Source organism: Microvirga sp. Mcv34 (assembly GCF_024519725.1).
Lineage (GTDB): Bacteria > Pseudomonadota > Alphaproteobacteria > Rhizobiales > Beijerinckiaceae > Microvirga.
Genome location: NZ_JALJRK010000014.1, coordinates 55,337 through 72,633 on the forward strand (window position 1 = coordinate 55,337; position 17,297 = coordinate 72,633).

Here is a 17,297-nt window from a genome sequence, read left to right on the forward strand (position 1 = left end):
CATTCCGGGCGCTGCAGGCGAACACGGAACGACAGGGAGATTATGCGGTTGAGGTGTGCTACGTTATCACGGTTTGATCGACCCGTATCGATCCCGGAAGGAAGCCATTATGAACACGCCTCAATCTCCTGAAACCCTGCACACCCGCTGCTGTGTCGTCGGCGGCGGGCCCGCCGGGATGATGCTGGGTTTTCTGCTGGCCCGGCAGGGGATCGACGTGGTGGTCCTCGAGAAACATGCCGATTTTCTGCGGGATTTCCGCGGCGACACCATTCATCCCTCGACTCTCGAGATTATGGACGAACTCGGCCTGCTGCAGGAGTTTCTCGCCCGGCCGCATGAGGAGACACAGAATGTCAGCCTCGTCGTTGGGGGCGAGATCCTGAAGATCGGCGATTTCTCGCACCTGCCTACCCGGTGCAAGTTCATTGCCTTCATGCCGCAATGGGACTTCCTCGATTTCATGGCAGAGCACGCACGTGCCTATCCGAATTTTCATTTGCAGTTGCTGGCGGAAGCAACCGATCTGATCGAGGAACAAGGGAAGGTGGCGGGCGTGCGGGTCATGACCCCTGACGGTCCTTTCGACGTGTGGGCCGATCTTGTCGTGGCGGCCGATGGACGGCACTCGGTGATGCGCGAGAAGGCAGGTCTTGAGGTCCTTGATATCGGGGCCCCTATGGACGTGCTCTGGATGAAGGTGCCGAAGCTGCCGGGCGACCCCGCCCAGTTGCTTGGGCGGATCGAGGCCGGGCAGATGCTGGTATTGATCGACCGCGGCGATTACTGGCAATGCGCCTACCTCATCCCGAAGGGAACGGTCGAGCAACTCCGACAGGAGGGACTTCCTGCTTTCCGGGCCAAGCTCGCAGGAATGGCTCCTTTTCTAGGGAGCCGGGTCGAGGAGCTGCAATCCTGGGACGACATCAAGCTTCTGGCCGTTGCCGTGGATCGGCTGAAGCAATGGTTCAAGCCGGGCCTCCTGTGCATCGGCGATGCCGCTCATGCCATGTCGCCGGCCGGCGGGGTCGGGATCAATCTCGCCATTCAGGACGCGGTTGCATCGGCCAATATTCTGGGACCGCTGCTGAAGCACGGTCCTATCGGGTCTGAATCTCTCGCCCTCGTGCAGAAACGGCGTGAGTGGCCGACGCGAATGACGCAAAGGCTTCAGGTCCTGCTGCATAACCGGTTGATTGAGCCGGTCCTGAACAGCAAGGGACGGGTCTCAGCACCCTTGTTCATCCGTCTTCTAGCCCATTGGCCGCTCTTCCGCCGGCTGCCCGCCCGCCTGATCGGCATCGGCTTCCGGCCCGAGCACGTCCGGTAGCGGCTCATCGCCATCGGGCATCCCGTCCGCATCCTCGACGGAAGACAGGACGGGGGAGCGCGGCGCGTCGGGGACGGCGGCGAACATGGCCCGGGCGATCTCCTGCTCGCCCATCACGACCCGGGACGCGCCGTATTTCATCACGTGCTCCTCCTGGGCGTCGGAGTGGACACGCACGACGATCGGCAGGTCAGGGTTGATCCTCCGGGCCTGCTCGACCACCTGCCCGCTCTCGAAGGCGTCGGGGATCGCCACCAGGAGGCAGCGGGCCTCCTTCATGTTGGCGGCGGCGGCCACGTCGGGGGCGGCGGCATTGCCGACGATGATCTGCTGACCGTCCCTCTGCAGCTCGGCGATCTGGTTCTTATTGGTCTCGATGACCAGGAAGGGCGTTCCGGCGGACGTCAGCTTGCCGGTAATGAACTTGCCGACGCGTCCGTGGCCCACGAGAACCACATGGTCCGTGAGAGGCGTGACCGGCAGCGGCTCGGCGGCAGGGGCGGGCTCCTCCGCCACGATCACGCTCTCGGGAGTCGAGGGTTCGGCGTTCGGGGCCGGGGCTTTGGCGAGCTCACGCTGCGCCGTCCACCGGTCGAGCAGGGCGAACAGGAACGGGTTCATCAGGATCGACAGGATCGAGCCGGCCAGGATCAGGTCGCGGCCCATTTCCGGCATGAGCTTGAGATCCACGCCGAGCCCGGCGAGAATGAAGGAGAACTCGCCGATCTGCGCCAGGCTCGCCGCGATGGTCAGGGCGGTCGAGTCCGGATGGCGGAAGAGCCGGACGATGGCGAAGGCCGCGAGCGACTTGCCGACCACGATGATCAGGAAGGTCACCAGGACCGGCCCGAACTGGTTGATGAGGATCATCGGGTCGAACAGCATGCCGACCGAGACGAAGAAGAGGACCGCGAACGCATCGCGCAGGGGCAGGGTCTCGGAGGCGGCCTGATGGCTGAGCTCGGATTCGCTCAGCACCATGCCGGCGAAGAAGGCCCCAAGCGCGAAGGACACGCCGAACAGCTGCGCCGCGCCGAAGGCGGCTCCCAGAGCGATGGCGAGAACCGCCAGACGGAACAGCTCGCGCGAGCCGGTATGGGCGACGTAGTGCAGGATCCAGGGAATCACCCGCCGACCGACGATCAGCATGACGGCCACGAAGGCGAGGACCTTACCGAGGGTCATGCCCAGCGAGACCGCGATCGACTGGAGGTCGGCCGACGCGCTGGAGGTGGCATTCGCGAAGGCGGGCAGGAGGACCAGGGTCAGGACCATGGCGAGGTCCTCGACGATCAGCCAGCCGACCGCGATATGGCCGCGCTCGGTCTCGACGAGGCGCCGCTCCTGCAGGGCGCGCAGCAGCACGACCGTACTGGCGACCGAGAGCGCCAGGCCGAAGACCACGCCGCCGGTGACGTTCCACCCCATCGCCCAGGCGAGCCCCATGCCGAGAAGCGTCGCGCTGGCGATCTGAACGACGGCGCCCGGGATCGCGATGGCTTTGACGGAAAGAAGGTCCTTCAGCGAGAAGTGAAGCCCCACGCCGAACATCAGCAGGATCACGCCGATCTCGGCGAGCTGGTTGGCGAGACCCTGATCGGCCACGTAGCCGGGCGTGAACGGGCCGGCGAGGACGCCCGCGAGAAGGTAGCCGATGAGCGGAGAGAGGCGGAAGCGATGCGCTATGGCACCGAGGGTGAATGCCATCACGAGGCCGACGACGATGGTCGAAATCAGCGGCGTGTGATGCGGCATCGGCTCTCCTCGGGAAGCGGCGGGTGCTGAGATGGGATTGATCGGGTATGAGGGAGCTCGGCTGTCGGAGCAACCCTGAAACGGTCTCGACGTTTGCCCTTTCAGCTCTTATTTATGGCATATGGAACTCGTTCTGCCCGGGCCTTGAACCCGGCCGTCAGGAGAGAAGGCTTATGGCACTACCCGGCTTCAAGGTCGTCACCTTGACCGACGCGGCGGCGACCCGCGTCAAGGACATCATCGGCAAGGCGGACCGCCCCATCGTGGGCGTGCGCGTCGGCGTCAAGAACGGCGGCTGCGCCGGCATGTCCTACACCATGGAATACGCGGAAAGCGTCAACCCCCTCGACGAGGTGGTCGAGGACAAGGGCGTGACCGTCCTGATCGACCCCAAGGCCGTGCTGTTCCTGCTCGGCACGGAGATGGATTTCCAGACCACCAAGATGTCGTCCCAGTTCGTGTTCAACAATCCGAACCAGACTTCGGCCTGCGGCTGCGGCGAGTCGGTCGCCATCACGCCGGCGACGCCCGCCGCCCTTCAATCGGCCAGTTAGCGTAAGCGGAAGCACGTCATGGACGCCGAGGACCTTCGCGACATCTTCCGCAGCCTCGGCCCGGTCCATATCCGCCGCATGTTCGGCGGGCAGGGGATCTACCAGGGCGAGCTGATGTTCGCTCTCGTGGCTTCGGGAGAGGTCTATCTCAAGGCCGACGACGAGACGGTCGGGTTCTTCCGTGAGCGAGGGTGCCGGCCCTTTTCCTTCCAGACGCGGGATGGCCGGACGACGCTGACGAGCTACTGGCTCATGCCGGAATCGGCCCTCGACGATCCCGACGAGGCGGCTGAGCTGGCCGCCATGGCCGTGGCGGCCGCCCGGAGGGCAAAGGCTGCCCCGGGGCGGAAGATTCGCAAGAAGAAGGCCGCGGAGCCTACGACTTAGCCTTCTTCGTCGTCACCGGCCGCATGAGGAAGGCCGGGACGTGATCGCCAAGGCCGATCACCTTCTCGTCCATGTCGTCGTCGCGCCGCGAGCGTCCCTGGTAGCCCCGATCCGACGAGCGCTCCTGGCGCTCGTGGCGTTCCTGGCGTTCCTGGCGCTCAGGACGTTCCTGGCGGGGCCTGCGGGTCTCGTGCTCCTCGCGGGCGGGCTGCGCCGCGCGCGGGGCGGGTGCCTCTTCCCTGACCTCCTCGGAGGGGCCGCGGCTCCGGCCGGAGCCGCGGACTTTGACCTTGCGACCGCGCGAGCGCTCCTCGCCCCGTCCGCCGCCGCGACGGCGGGAGGAACCTTCCGAGGCCGGGCGTTCGGCGAGCGTCGGACCCTGCCACTCGATCGGCTGGCCGATCAGCTTCTCGATGGCCGCCAGGGACTTCTCGTCCCCCGGACCCACGAGCGTGAAGGATTGGCCGCTGCGTCCCGCGCGGCCCGTTCGGCCGATGCGGTGGACGTAATCCTCCGCGTGGTGCGGAATGTCGTAGTTGAACACGTGGCTGACCGCCGGAATATCCAGGCCTCGGGCCGCCACGTCGCTGGCGACCAGGATCGGCATCTCGCCGCTGCGGAAGCTGTCGAGGGCCGCCATGCGGGCGTGCTGGTCCATGTCGCCGTGGAGCGCCGCCGCGTCGAAGCCGTGCTTCTGCAGGGAGCGGTGGAGGACCGCCACGTCGCGCTTGCGGTTGCAGAACACGATGGCGTTCTGCAGGTCGGTCGCGCCCCGGATCAGCTCGCGCAGGGTCTCCCGCTTCTCGTAGTCTTCGCGACCCGTCGCCACGAGGCGCTGGGTGATGGTCGACGCCGTCGAGGCGGCGCGGGCGACCTCCACCTTCACCGGATTGTGAAGGAAGGCGTCGGCGAGGCGCTGGATCTCCGGCGGCATGGTGGCCGAGAAGAAGAGGGTCTGGCGGGTGAACGGCACCAGCTTCACGATCCGCTCGATATCCGGAATGAAGCCCATGTCGAGCATCCGGTCCGCCTCGTCGATCACGAGCAGCTCGACGCCGGTCAGCAGGAGCTTGCCGCGCTCGAAATGGTCGAGCAGACGGCCCGGGGTGGCGATCAGCACGTCGACGCCGCGGGTGATCTTGGCGTCCTGGTCGCCGAAGGACACGCCACCGATCAGCAGGGCGACCGAAAGCTTGTGGTTGATGCCGTACTTGTCGAAATTCTCCTCGACCTGGGCGGCCAGTTCGCGCGTCGGCTCGAGGATCAGCGTCCGGGGCATGCGCGCCCGGGCCCGCCCGGTTTCGAGCAGGGTCAGCATCGGCAGCGTGAAGGCCGCCGTCTTGCCCGTGCCGGTCTGGGCGATGCCCAGGACATCGCGGCGGGAGAGGACGTGCGGAATGGCCTGGGCCTGGATGGGAGTCGGCTCCGTGTATCCGGCGCTTGCTACGGCCTGTTGAACTTTATCGCTAAGTCCGAGTTCGGCGAACGACATGAATGCTAATTACCGTTGAGGGGCTAGGCGCGCTCTTAAGTGCCGGCCGCGCTCTACGGCAACAAACAGGCGCGAGACTGGTTTCACCTGAGGTTCTTGCTCAAGTTAAGGAGTGGCGGGACCATAGGACAAGCTATGGGCTTGTCAATCCAGGGAAACTTGCCGAGAGGCGACAAAGGAACGTTTGAATGGCCGAAACACTGGTTCTGATTCCCGGATTGGCCTGCACGGCCCGGCTTTTCGAGCCTCAGATCGCCGCCCTGTCCACGGGCCGAACCATCGTGGTGGCAGACAACACCCAGGGTGATTCGATCCCCGCCATGGCCAGCCGGCTCCTGTCGGACGTGCCCGGGACCTTCGCTCTCGCAGGGCTTTCCATGGGTGGTTACGTCGCCATGGAGGTGATGCGGCAGGCGCCGGACCGTGTGGAACGCCTCGCTTTGCTCGATACCAGTGCACGCCCCGATACCCCGGAAGCCAGTCAGGACCGGAAGCGGCTGATGGCGCTGGCGGATGCCGGGCGATTCGAAGAGATTCATTCTGCTCTCTGGCCGCGCCTCGTCCATCCCGACCACCGGAGTGACCAGGCCCTCCAGGACGTTCTGCTCGGCATGATGCGGGAAACGGGGGCCGGGGCGTACATCCGGCAACAGAGGGCGATCATGGCGCGCTCCGACTCGCGCCCGTCGCTGCCGGGAATCGAGATCCCTACTCTGGTGCTGGTCGGGGAGGGCGATTCGATCACCCCGCCCGAGATCGCCAGGGAAATTGCCGAGATGATCGAATGGGCCTCCCTGGTCGTGGTGCCCGAAGCGGGGCACATGTCGACCCTCGAGCAGCCGGAGCGGGTGACTCAGGCCCTGCAATTGTGGCTCGACCGCAATTAACCATAATTCCGCCGGCCGCTTGCGAAACTCGTCGTGAGCATGGTCAATAAGTAGTTACCGGGCCTGCTGCCTGCCTGAAGGCCCTTGCGAGATCCGCATAATGCCCTGAAAGAAAAGGCCTATTTTAAATGGCCGCTTGGATTGGTGCGGGCTGGGAGAGGGCCCTAGGCACGGTAAGATCCGCCTACTTTCGGTTGCGGATGCGAAAAGCCGTGCTTCTTGGCTTAACTGTGGCAGGAAAGTGACAGACGATACGTGAGGTCTGAGCTACAAGCTGCGTCACATCCTTCTAACAGATGGACCAAGACAAATGAAAAAGATCCTCCTCTCTTCGGTTGCCCTCCTCGGCCTCGCCTCTGGCGCTCTGGCTGCTGACCTCCCGTCCCGCCGCGCTCCGGCTCCGATCATCGCTGCCGTTCCGGTCTTCACCTGGACCGGCTTCTACGTCGGTGTGAACGCTGGCTACGGCTGGAACACGAACGACGACTTCATCTTCAACAACGTTCGTTACAACCTCAGCGATGACGGCGGATTCGTCGGCGGCGCCCAAGCTGGCTACAACTACCAGATCGGTTCGTTCGTGGTCGGTCTCGAAGGCGACATCCAGTACGCCGACTTCGGCGGCAATGATGTTATCCTCGCTGACGGCACCGTCGCTGACTTCAACAACAGCGATTGGTTCGGCACGGTTCGTGCTCGCGCCGGTGTGGCTTTCGACCGCGCTCTGATCTACGCAACCGGCGGTTTCGCCTTTGCTGACGGCGCCACGGGCTGGACGGTCGGCGGCGGTATCGAGTACGCCTTCACCAACAACCTGTCGGCCAAGGTCGAAGGTCTGTACGTGAACCTCGACCAGGACGACAACTTCCTGGGCATCAACCGCGACGCCGAGTTCGGTGTGGTTCGCGCTGGTCTGAACTTCCGCTTCGGCACCTACTAAGATCCATCGCTTCGGCGATCGAAAAGGCCCGGTGGCAACACCGGGCCTTTTTTGCATTTCAGGCTCATGGGAGGGAATGGACCATGGCAGTGAGGCGCATCGTTGCGAATGTGGCGGCCGACCGGATGGATGCCGCGAAAGCCTTCTATGGCGACGTGCTAGGAATGGACGTCGGAATGGATCTGGGGTGGATCATGACCTTTACGGCCGAGGGCAGCATGACGCCTCAGATCAGCGTGATGACCGAGGGCGGATCAGGTACGCCCGTGCCCGACCTCTCCATCGAGGTCGACGACCTGCACGACGTTCATCGGAAAATGCGGGAGGCGGGGTTCGAGATCGAATACGGTCCCGCGTCCGAGCCGTGGGGCGTGACCCGGTTCTATGTCCGTGATCCGTTCGGACGATTCGTCAACATCTTGGTCCATCGCTGACAAGGTCCGACAGGACTACCCGGGGTTCGGATTGAAGCATTGGATGCAAGGCATCCCGCTTGTTTGCCTGACGCGGCTCTCCCGTCGCCTCATGCCGCAATCAGGTAGAAGATCGCCACGGCCGCGATGAAAAGGTCGGACGCCATGGCGATATTCTCCAAGCCCGTCCGTGCGCGATTGCGGACATGCTGCAGGCCCGCGAGGCCGTAGAAGACAGCCCCGACGATAGCCGCCGGCGTGACCCAATCCGTTCGGTAGACGGAAAGAAGCCCAAGCAACGCAATCGCGACGTTGCCGAAGCCGAGTTCAACGACGACCTTGCGCGCGTCCGGATCCTTGATCTTGAAGATCGTTTCCGCCGTAAAAGCCGGATCGAGGATCTGGCGCAGTCCGGCGAGCATGAGCCGCACACCCATGGCCCAGAACACGAACCATTTTCCGATCAGGAAAGCCAGGTCAGCGTCGGGCGCGAGGGCATATTCGCCTCCGATCGACAGCAAGGGCAGGAGGAGCATCGTCAGGGTGATCATGCCCAGGTACATTGGCACCTCGGTTCGAACGTGATCCGAAGGTTCGTCCGATCGGATTTGCCGCCTGATCTTACGCGGAAGGCCGAGCCTCGCGATTCTTCTCCGGAGGTAGGCAATAAAAAACCGGGGCTCGAAGCGAGCCCCGGTGAAGGGAGGCTGCGGTTCCGCAGCCGGGAGGAAAGTGCGTCCGATTAGACGGAGTAGTACATCTGGAATTCGACCGGATGCGGCGTCATCTCGAAGCGGGCGACCTCCGTCATCTTCAGCTCGATGTAGCTGTCGATGAAGTCGTCGGTGAACACGCCGCCGGCCTTGAGGAACGCGCGGTCCTTGTCGAGGCTGGCGAGGGCTTCACGCAAGCTGCCGCAGACCGTCGGGATCTTCTTCAGCTCGCGCGGAGGCAGATCGTAGAGATCCTTGTCCATCGCTTGGCCGGGATCGATCTTGTTCAGGATGCCGTCCAGACCGGCCATCATGATCGCCGTAAAAGCGAGGTAAGGATTGGCGGTCGGATCGGGGAAGCGAATCTCGACGCGCTTGGCCTTGGGCGAGGTCGTCCACGGAATACGGCAGGAGGCCGAGCGGTTGCGGGCCGAGTAGGCCAGCAGCACCGGAGCCTCATAGCCCGGGACGAGACGCTTGTACGAGTTCGTCGACGGATTGGTAAATGCGTTCAGCGCCTTGGCGTGCTTGATGATGCCGCCGATGTACCACAGGCATTCCTGGGACAGGTCGGCATACTTGTTGCCCGCGAAGAGGGGCTTGCCGCCCTTCCAGAGCGACTGGTGCACGTGCATGCCCGAGCCGTTGTCGCCATAGACCGGCTTCGGCATGAATGTGGCCGTCTTGCCGTAGGACTGGGCGACGTTGTGGATGCAGTACTTGTAGATCTGCATTTCGTCGGCGGTGCGCACGAGGGTGTTGAACTTCGTGCCGAGCTCGTGCTGGGCGGAGGCGACCTCGTGGTGGTGCTTCTCGACCGTGACGCCCATCGCCTTCATGGCGGCCAGCATCTCGCCGCGCATGTCCTGGGCGGAATCAAGCGGGGGAACCGGGAAGTAGCCGCCCTTGACCGGAATGCGGTGGCCGAGGTTGCCGCCTTCGTACGGCGTGTCGCCGTTGATCGGCAGCTCGGAGGAGTCGAGCTTGAAGCCGGTATTGTAGGGATCGGCCATGAACTTCACGTCGTCGAACACGAAGAACTCGGCCTCGGGACCGACATAGACCGTGTCGGCGATGCCCGTGGACTGCAGGTAGGCCTCGGCCTTCTTGGCGATACCGCGCGGATCGCGGTTATAGGGCTCGCCCGTGGCCGGCTCGAGAATGTCGCAGTTGATGACCAGGGTGGAGGCCGAGAAGAACGGGTCCATCTGGGCGGTCGTCGGGTCAGGCATGAGGGTCATGTCGGACTCGTTGATCGCCTTCCAGCCGGCGATGGACGAACCGTCGAACATAATGCCGTCGGCGAACATGTCCTCGTCGACCATCGAGACGTCGAAGGTCACATGCTGCCACTTGCCGCGCGGGTCGGTGAAACGGAAGTCGACGTATTGGACGTCGTTATCTTTGATCGCCTTGAGCACATCCTTGGCGGTCTGCATGATCGTCTGGTCCTCTTCTGCCCTTAGAGATAGTCCTCGGCCCGCGGGCCTTGGCTTGGGAAAGCGAGCTTAGATCGCGTCGGATCCGGTCTCGCCCGTGCGGATGCGAACGGCCTCTTCGACCGTCGAAACGAAAATCTTGCCGTCGCCGATGCGCCCGGTCTGAGCCGCCTTACGGATGGCCTCGATGGCGCTCTCGGCCATGTCGTCGTTCAGGACGATCTCGAGCTTCACCTTGGGGAGGAAGTCCACGACGTATTCCGCGCCGCGATAGAGCTCGGTGTGGCCCTTCTGGCGGCCGAAGCCCTTCGCCTCGATGACGGTGATGCCCTGAAGGCCAACTTCCTGGAGAGCTTCTTTGACTTCATCGAGCTTGAAGGGCTTGATGATGGCTTCGATCTTCTTCATCCCGGTCAACCGTTTCGTTCGAGGTTTTGCCGCTTTTAGCACCAGCCCGGAGTGCCTTCCATGTGGTCATCGATTCAAAGTGGGCCAATTTGCCGAGTTGATGGGCATATTATGATCAAAGTTTGTGCAGTTGCGGAAAAGCTCGCCAAATCCTCCAAAACGGGTCCATTTTGCTCCCATGACAGCCCCTGAACTCGTTCTGACACCTTCCGAAATGAGGCAAGCCGACCTCGCGGCTATGGCTACTGGCATTCCGGGCATCGAGCTCATGAGGCGGGCTGGGCGCGCCGTGGCCGCTTCTGCCGAAAAATTAGCCGCGCCGGGCAGCCGGGTCGCCGTCGTCGCCGGACCGGGCCAGAACGGCGGCGACGGCTTCGTCGCGGCGACGATCCTGGCCGGGCAGGGCTATCGGGTGAGCCTCGGCCTCCTGGGCTCCCCGGACCGCCTGACAGGCGACGCAGCCCTGGCGGCGCGGGACTGGGCGGGAGAAATCATGCCTGTCGAGGAGCTGCCTTTTCATGAGGCGGACCTCATCATCGATGCCCTCTTCGGCACCGGCCTGTCCCGCGATCTTGACGGCGCCGCCCGGCATGCGGTCGACCGCATGAACGGTTCGGGCCGGCCGATCTTGGCCGTGGACCTGCCCTCCGGCATCGATGGCGGGACTGGGGCGGTGCGTGGCATCGCGGTCAAGGCCCTCCGCACCGTGACCTTCGCGGCCCGAAAGCCCTGCCACCTCCTGATGCCGGGCCGGGCCCATAGCGGACCGGTCGAGGTGGCGGATATCGGGATCGGCCGGGAAATCCTGGCGGCCAAGGGCGGGAGCCTCTTCGCCAACGGACCGGCCCTGTGGCTGGCCTCCCTGCCAAGGCCCGGCCTCGCCTCCCACAAATACGAGCGCGGCCACACCCTCGTGGCCTCCGGCGGCGCGACCCGCACGGGCGCGGCCCGGTTGGCCGCTAGGGCTGCCCTGCGGATCGGCTCCGGCCTCGTCACCGTGGCGTCCCCGCCGGAAGCCCTCGGGGTCAATGCAGCCCACCTGACTGCAATCATGCTCAAGGGGTGCGACGGTCCCGAGGGACTGCACACGATCCTCCAGGACGCCCGCTTCAATTCCCTCGTCCTGGGCCCGGCGCTCGGCGTCCATGCCGGCACCCGCGCCATGGTAGCCGTGGCCGTCCAGGCGCGGAGGAGCCTCGTCCTGGACGCGGATGCCCTGACCTCCTTCGAGGGTCTGGCGTCAGAGCTTCACGGTGCGTTCCGCCACGCCCCGACGGTGCTCACGCCCCATGACGGCGAGTTCGGGCGTCTGTTCAAAGGTCACTCGGATATTCTCGATCCGGACTCAAAAATCGAGCGCGCCCGCCGGGCCGCCGCCTATTCGGGGGGCGTGGTGCTGCTGAAGGGGCCCGACACCGTAATCGCCGCACCGGACGGCAGAGCGGCTATCAACGCCAATGGTACGCCCTACCTGGCAACTGCCGGGTCCGGCGACACGCTCTGCGGACTCATCGCGGGCCTGATGGCGCAGCATGTCCCGGCCTTCGAGGCCGCCTGCGCCGGCGCCTGGATCCACGGCGAGGCCGGCGCCGGCTTCGGCCCGGGGCTGATCTCGGAAGACCTGGCGGACCTGGTTCCCGGCGTGCTGCGGGACCTGCTCAGGTAACCTCGATCCAGGTCCACAGGCCCGCGTCGAACCGCTCCATCACGGTCGAGGCGAGGAGCCATTTGCCTGGATTATCAGCCACGAAGGCGATCCGGATCGTCTTATTTTCCGGTACCTGAACGGTGTCCAGCCAATAGGGCTCCCAACCGTCGTCGAGCGGATGCAGCAGCCGGAAGGAATGGCCGTGCAGGTGCATGGGCTGGACGAAGGCGGTCTCGTTCCTGAGGGCCAGGACGACTGGCGTGCCGCGCTTGACCTTGATCAGGGGCGGGGCCTTAGGATTTCCCGCCGCTCCGTTGACGGTCCATGGCACGTGAGGTGCTTTCGGATCTCTCTTGATCACCGCGTCCTTGCGGCCGGCGTTCTGGAGTTTGATCGCCTCGGGAAGCTTCTGATTGGGCGGCAGCGGCGCGACGGCCGGGAGCTCGGGGCGCTTCTCTCCGGCCGTCACGACCTCGATGAGGGGCATCCCGTCTCCGATCAGCGCAGTCACGGCGCCAGACGCGCCCGGTTCCGGGGCAAGATCGACCAGCAGGTCGTAGCGGGTGCCAGGCGCGAAGGGCAGGGAGGCCTTCAGAGGCTCGAAGGTGCTGGTCGGCTGCCCATCGATGGCGATCACATAGGCCTTCATGCCTTCGAAGCGCAGGCGCATGGTCCGGGCGTTGCAGGCATTGGCGAGCCGCAGGCGAAGACGCCCGCCGGGCGGCGCTTCGATCCGTTGCGGCGTCGCCCTGCCGTTGACGCTGAGCCAGCTTCCCAGCCGCCCGGCAGGGGCCGTCTCCGCTGCCTTCTCGAACGGCGCAAGAGACCCGTCGTCGTTCAGGCGCCAGTCGTCGACCAGCAGGGCGAGATCCTGATCAACCTGCGGAGGCTGAGATTCCTCGACGATCAGAAAAGCCGACAGGCCGCGCTCCAACGGATCGGCGCTGCCGCCGAGGACGCAGGGGCGGATCAGGAAGGTGCCGGCGTCGGGCGGGGTGAAACGATATTCATGGCTTCTTCCAGGGAGGGCCGGGTCCTGGGTCAATCCGCCGACCCCGTCCATGGCATTCACCCCCCGGACCCCGTGAAAATGCAGCGACAGGGGCAGAGCGGTCTCGTTCTCCAGCCTGAGCTTCAGCTCCTCGCCCTGCCGGACACGGACGACCGGGCTCAGACTCCCGTTGAAGGTCCAGGTCTCGGCGTCAGCCGCCGCGTCGGGCCTGAGCTTCAAATGGGTAGGCTTCGCCGTAAACGTCTGCTCAGAGCCGCCCGAGCCCTGAGCCTGCGTCGGCCGGGATAGGGCGATGAGAGTCGTGGCGAGACCGGCGGTGACGGCGCGGCGGGTGATCATGGAAACATTCTCGCCTCGAGGCATGCGGATGAGAAACATCGGTACAGCCTTGAACGTGAACGGCCAAGTTTGGTTGCCTTCCGGCCCCACACGAACTTTTTTGATGCACTGTCTTTTAACCGTGCTATAGAGCCGCGTCCCGGAAGAGGGGTGCGCCTCGCGCGCCGCTCCCGCGCGGGCGTGGCGGAATTGGTAGACGCACTGGATTTAGGTTCCAGCGACGAAAGTTGTGGGGGTTCGAGTCCCTCCGCCCGCACCAATCCCGTCAGGGTTGGTAATCCGGAGGCTCCGAGTGGCCTGGTTGACGGCGTAACGCCGCATCGGCCGGAGCCTGACAGAAATTTTCGAGTTAATGAAGGCGAACAGAACCATGCAGGTGACGGAAACACTGTCCCAAGGCTTGAAGCGAGAGTTCAAGGTCGTGCTCCCGGCCACCGAGTTGGAAGAGCGCCTGAACAGCGAATTGACGACCCTCAAGGATCGCGTGCAGATCAAGGGTTTCCGTCCCGGTAAGGTGCCGGTGGGACATCTGCGTCGGGTCTACGGCCGTTCCGTCATGGCCGACGTGCTGCAGAACGCCGTCAACGAGGCCAACCGCAAGATCGTCGAGGACAACGACCTGAAGCTCGCCAACGAGCCGCAGATCCAGTTCCCCGAGAGCCAGGAAGAGGTCGAGAAGGCCATGGAGGCCAAGGGCGACCTGGCCTTCACCGTCGCCATCGAGGTCCTGCCGGTCTTCGAGTTGGCCGACCTCTCCGACGTGACGGTCAAGAAGCCGGTGGCCGAGGTCACCGATGCCGAGATCAACGAATCGCTCGAGCGCATGGCCAAGCAGAACCGCTCCTTCGACACGAAGGAAGGTGCCGCCGTTGATGGCGACCGGGTCGTTGTGGATTTCGTAGGCCGCATCGACGGCACGGAATTCGAGGGTGGCAAGGGTGAGGACATCCGTGTCGAGCTCGGCTCGAACACCTTCATCCCCGGCTTCGAGGACCAGCTCCTCAGCCTGAAGGCTGGTGACACCAAGCTCGTGAAGGTCACATTCCCGGTGAACTACATGGCCGCTCATCTGGCCGGCAAGGACGCCGAATTCGACGTGACCGTGAAGGAAGTCGAGGCTCCCGGCGAGCTGAAGATCGACGACGAGATGGCTAAGGGCTTCGGCATGGAATCCCTGGACAAGCTCAAGGACGCCATCCGCGACGCCATCAAGCGCGACTTCGACGCCCAGTCCCGCCGCAAGGTGAAGAAGGATCTCCTCGACTCCCTTGACGCCAAGTACAGCTTCGAACTGCCGCCGACCCTGGTCGAGCAGGAATTCTCGGCCGTGTGGGCGCAGGTCGTCGGCGACATGAAGTCGAACAACCGCACGTTCGAGGACGAGAGCACCACAGAAGACGAGGCCAAGGCCGAGTACCGCAAGATCGCCGAGCGTCGCGTTCGCCTCGGCTTGGTCCTTGCGCAGATCGGTGAGAAGTCCGATATCAAGATCTCCGACGACGAGGTGACTCAGGCCCTCATCGAGCGGGTCCGCCAGTATCCCGGCCAGGAGCGGCAGGTTTGGGAGTTCTACCAGAAGAACCCGCAGGCCCTCGCTGAAATCCGGGCTCCTCTGTTCGAGGAGAAGGTCGTGGACCAGATCCTGTCCCAGGTGAAGGTCGACGAGGAGACCGTCTCCAAGGACGTCCTCTTCAGCGACGAGGACGAGGGCGGAGAGAAAGCCGGCAAGGGCGAGTAACGCTCCCTTAAGCGTCTCGCTGCTTGCTGAAATGCACGGCCGCGCATCCGCGCGGCCGAATTGGAGCAGTGAGACAATGAGAGATCCGGTAGCGCTCTTTAACAATACGCTCGTCCCCATGGTGGTTGAGCAGTCGAACCGCGGCGAGCGCGCATTCGACATCTATTCGCGCCTCCTGCGCGAACGGATTATCTTCCTCACGGGTCCGGTTGAAGATTACTCGGCCTCGCTGATCGTGGCACAGCTTCTGTTCCTCGAGGCCGAGAACCCCAAGAAGGAAATCTCCTTCTACATTAATTCGCCCGGCGGCGTCGTGACCTCGGGACTGTCGATCTACGACACGATGCAGTTCATCCGCTGCCCGGTATCGACCCTGTGCGTCGGCCAAGCGGCCTCCATGGGCTCCCTCCTGCTGACCGCCGGTGAGAAGGGCATGCGCTTCGCCCTGCCGAACGCCCGCATCATGGTCCACCAGCCCTCCGGGGGGTACCAGGGCCAGGTCACGGACATCATGATCCATGCCCGCGAGAGCGAGGCCCTCAAGCGCCGCCTGAACGAAATCTATGTCGGCCATACCGGCCGGAACTACGAAGAGATCGAGCGGGCCCTCGAGCGCGACAACTTCATGACCGCCCAGGCGGCCCAGGAATTCGGCCTCATCGACCAGGTAATCGAGAAGCGTCCCGAGCCGGCCGCCACCCCGGCTTAACCCCTAAAACCTGGGGACAAAATTCCCCCAGGTGCGTCTTTTTGCCGGGTAACCTCGTTTCTATTGATCAGGCGGCCTCCGCATGATTGCATATGGATTCGGGAGCATGGCGATTTGGGCGTTCAATTCTTAGCGACGGAACATTTTGTTAGTTTCGTCGCCTATAACTTAGGTGTGTTGGGTCGGCAGGGGCTGTCCCGGCACGGATTGGAGATGTGATAATGACCAAGGCTGGCGGCAACGACTCCAAGAGTACGCTGTACTGCTCCTTCTGCGGCAAGAGCCAGCATGAGGTTCGCAAGCTGATCGCTGGCCCGACGGTTTTCATCTGCGATGAATGCGTCGAGCTGTGCATGGACATCATCCGCGAGGAGTCGAAATCGTCCCTCGTGAAGTCCCGTGACGGGGTACCGACTCCCAAGGAGATCAGCCGCGTTCTGGACGACTACGTGATCGGCCAGGAGCACGCCAAAAAGGTGCTCTCTGTGGCGGTCCACAACCATTACAAGCGCCTCGCCCACGCGACGAAGCACAACGACGTCGAACTCGCCAAGTCCAACATCCTGCTGATCGGACCCACCGGCTCGGGCAAGACCCTGCTCGCGCAGACCCTGGCCCGGATTCTGGACGTGCCGTTCACCATGGCGGACGCAACGACCCTGACCGAGGCCGGCTACGTCGGCGAGGACGTGGAGAACATCATCCTCAAGCTGCTCCAGGCATCCGACTATAACGTCGAGCGGGCCCAGCGCGGCATCGTCTATATCGACGAGATCGATAAGATCTCCCGCAAGTCCGACAACCCGTCGATCACCCGTGACGTTTCGGGCGAGGGCGTGCAGCAGGCTCTCCTGAAGATCATGGAAGGCACCGTCGCCTCCGTGCCTCCCCAGGGCGGCCGCAAGCACCCGCAGCAGGAGTTCCTGCAGGTCGACACTACGAATATCCTGTTCATCTGCGGCGGCGCCTTCGCCGGCCTGGAGCGGATCATCTCCGGACGCGGCAAGGGTACGTCGATCGGCTTTGGCGCTTCGGTCAGCTCCCCGGACGATCGCCGTACGGGCGAGATCTTCCGTGAGGTGGAGCCTGAGGATCTGTTGAAGTTCGGTCTGATTCCCGAATTCGTGGGCCGTCTGCCGGTTTTGGCGACCCTCGAGGATCTCGATATCGACGCTCTGAAGACCATTCTGCAGGAGCCGAAGAACGCTCTGGTCAAGCAGTACCAGCGCCTCTTCGAGATGGAGAACGTGCAACTGACGTTCCAGGACGAAGCGCTGACACTCATTGCCAAGAAGGCGATCGAGCGGAAGACGGGCGCCCGCGGCCTGCGCTCCATCATGGAAGGCATCCTGCTGGAAACCATGTACGACCTGCCGGGCCTGGATTCCGTCGAGCAGGTTGTGATCGGGCCCGAGGTGGTGGAAGGCAAGGCCAAGCCGCTCTTCATCCACGGAGAGCGCAACGATCAGGCGGCCAGCGCCAGCGCCTAAGGGCCGTTGGGGGATTGTCCCATGAACAGGGGCGTTGCGGGCG

Annotated in this window: 16 protein-coding genes and 1 tRNA gene; 11 read left to right on the forward strand and 6 right to left on the reverse strand. The window is 64.0% G+C overall.

What is annotated here, in order from left to right; translation table 11 throughout:
- The first annotated feature begins 109 nt into the window (after positions 1-109).
- Positions 110-1,330, forward strand: a complete 1,221-nt coding sequence (locus tag OC446_RS10265) for an FAD-dependent oxidoreductase (RefSeq protein ID WP_262028930.1) — start codon at positions 110-112, stop codon at positions 1,328-1,330.
- Here the strand turns inward: OC446_RS10265 and ybaL are convergent.
- Positions 1,253-3,085 carry a YbaL family putative K(+) efflux transporter gene (gene ybaL / locus OC446_RS10270; RefSeq protein ID WP_262028931.1) on the reverse strand — a complete coding sequence of 611 codons (1,833 nt, stop codon included), beginning with the start codon at positions 3,083-3,085 and terminating at the stop codon, positions 1,253-1,255. The genes OC446_RS10265 and ybaL overlap by 78 nt on opposite strands.
- 173 nt (positions 3,086-3,258) lie before the next feature.
- On the opposite strand from ybaL, the gene OC446_RS10275 reads away from it, so the two are divergent.
- Positions 3,259-3,639 carry a HesB/IscA family protein gene (locus tag OC446_RS10275; RefSeq protein WP_262028932.1) on the forward strand — a complete coding sequence of 127 codons (381 nt, stop codon included), beginning with the start codon at positions 3,259-3,261 and terminating at the stop codon, positions 3,637-3,639.
- A gap of 18 nt (positions 3,640-3,657) precedes the next feature.
- Complete coding sequence (locus OC446_RS10280; RefSeq protein WP_262028933.1) at positions 3,658-4,026, forward strand: TfoX/Sxy family protein; 369 nt, start codon at positions 3,658-3,660, stop codon at positions 4,024-4,026.
- On the opposite strand, the gene OC446_RS10285 is transcribed toward OC446_RS10280, so the two are convergent.
- Positions 4,016-5,518, reverse strand: coding sequence for a DEAD/DEAH box helicase (locus tag OC446_RS10285; RefSeq protein ID WP_262028934.1), 1,503 nt, complete (start codon positions 5,516-5,518; stop codon positions 4,016-4,018). The two genes, OC446_RS10280 and OC446_RS10285, sit on opposite strands and share 11 nt — an antisense overlap.
- A gap of 188 nt (positions 5,519-5,706) precedes the next feature.
- Between OC446_RS10285 and OC446_RS10290 the strand changes: the two genes are divergently transcribed.
- The 3 genes from OC446_RS10290 (at position 5,707) to OC446_RS10300 (ending at position 7,779) form a co-directional block, all read left to right on the forward strand.
- A complete protein-coding gene (locus OC446_RS10290; RefSeq protein WP_262028935.1) occupies positions 5,707-6,405 on the forward strand; it encodes an alpha/beta fold hydrolase in 699 nt (232 codons plus the stop codon).
- Between the two features lie 310 nt (positions 6,406-6,715).
- Positions 6,716-7,345 carry an outer membrane protein gene (locus OC446_RS10295; RefSeq protein WP_262028936.1) on the forward strand — a complete coding sequence of 210 codons (630 nt, stop codon included), beginning with the start codon at positions 6,716-6,718 and terminating at the stop codon, positions 7,343-7,345.
- An 83-nt stretch (positions 7,346-7,428) separates the two neighbouring features.
- Positions 7,429-7,779, forward strand: a complete 351-nt coding sequence (locus OC446_RS10300) for a VOC family protein (RefSeq protein WP_262028937.1) — start codon at positions 7,429-7,431, stop codon at positions 7,777-7,779.
- A gap of 89 nt (positions 7,780-7,868) precedes the next feature.
- Here OC446_RS10300 and OC446_RS10305 read toward each other — a convergent pair whose 3' ends face one another.
- The 3 genes from OC446_RS10305 to OC446_RS10315 form a co-directional block, all read right to left on the reverse strand.
- A complete protein-coding gene (locus OC446_RS10305) occupies positions 7,869-8,321 on the reverse strand; it encodes a DUF6790 family protein (protein ID WP_262028938.1) in 453 nt (150 codons plus the stop codon).
- A 179-nt stretch (positions 8,322-8,500) separates the two neighbouring features.
- A complete protein-coding gene (glnA, locus tag OC446_RS10310; RefSeq protein WP_262028939.1) occupies positions 8,501-9,910 on the reverse strand; it encodes a type I glutamate--ammonia ligase in 1,410 nt (469 codons plus the stop codon).
- Positions 9,911-9,979: 69 nt separating this feature from the next.
- On the reverse strand, positions 9,980-10,318 hold the full coding sequence (locus tag OC446_RS10315) for a P-II family nitrogen regulator (protein ID WP_009490961.1): 339 nt from the start codon (positions 10,316-10,318) through the stop codon (positions 9,980-9,982).
- Positions 10,319-10,496: 178 nt separating this feature from the next.
- Between OC446_RS10315 and OC446_RS10320 the strand changes: the two genes are divergently transcribed.
- Positions 10,497-11,984, forward strand: coding sequence for an NAD(P)H-hydrate dehydratase (locus tag OC446_RS10320; RefSeq protein ID WP_262028940.1), 1,488 nt, complete (start codon positions 10,497-10,499; stop codon positions 11,982-11,984).
- Here the strand turns inward: OC446_RS10320 and OC446_RS10325 are convergent.
- On the reverse strand, positions 11,977-13,317 hold the full coding sequence (locus OC446_RS10325) for a multicopper oxidase family protein (RefSeq protein WP_262028941.1): 1,341 nt from the start codon (positions 13,315-13,317) through the stop codon (positions 11,977-11,979). The genes OC446_RS10320 and OC446_RS10325 overlap by 8 nt on opposite strands.
- 174 nt (positions 13,318-13,491) lie before the next feature.
- Here OC446_RS10325 and OC446_RS10330 point away from each other — a divergent pair.
- The 4 genes from OC446_RS10330 to clpX all read left to right on the forward strand — a co-directional run bounded on the left by OC446_RS10330 (position 13,492) and on the right by clpX (position 17,254).
- Positions 13,492-13,576, forward strand: a tRNA-Leu gene (locus tag OC446_RS10330).
- A 111-nt stretch (positions 13,577-13,687) separates the two neighbouring features.
- The gene (gene tig, locus OC446_RS10335) at positions 13,688-15,055 is read left to right on the forward strand and encodes a trigger factor (protein WP_262028942.1); all 1,368 of its coding nucleotides are present in this window, start codon (positions 13,688-13,690) and stop codon (positions 15,053-15,055) included.
- A 76-nt stretch (positions 15,056-15,131) separates the two neighbouring features.
- Positions 15,132-15,764: an ATP-dependent Clp protease proteolytic subunit gene (locus OC446_RS10340; RefSeq protein ID WP_009490965.1), complete on the forward strand. Its 633-nt coding sequence runs from the start codon at positions 15,132-15,134 to the stop codon at positions 15,762-15,764.
- A gap of 221 nt (positions 15,765-15,985) precedes the next feature.
- The gene (gene clpX / locus OC446_RS10345) at positions 15,986-17,254 is read left to right on the forward strand and encodes an ATP-dependent Clp protease ATP-binding subunit ClpX (protein WP_262028943.1); all 1,269 of its coding nucleotides are present in this window, start codon (positions 15,986-15,988) and stop codon (positions 17,252-17,254) included.
- Positions 17,255-17,297: the final 43 nt, after the last annotated feature.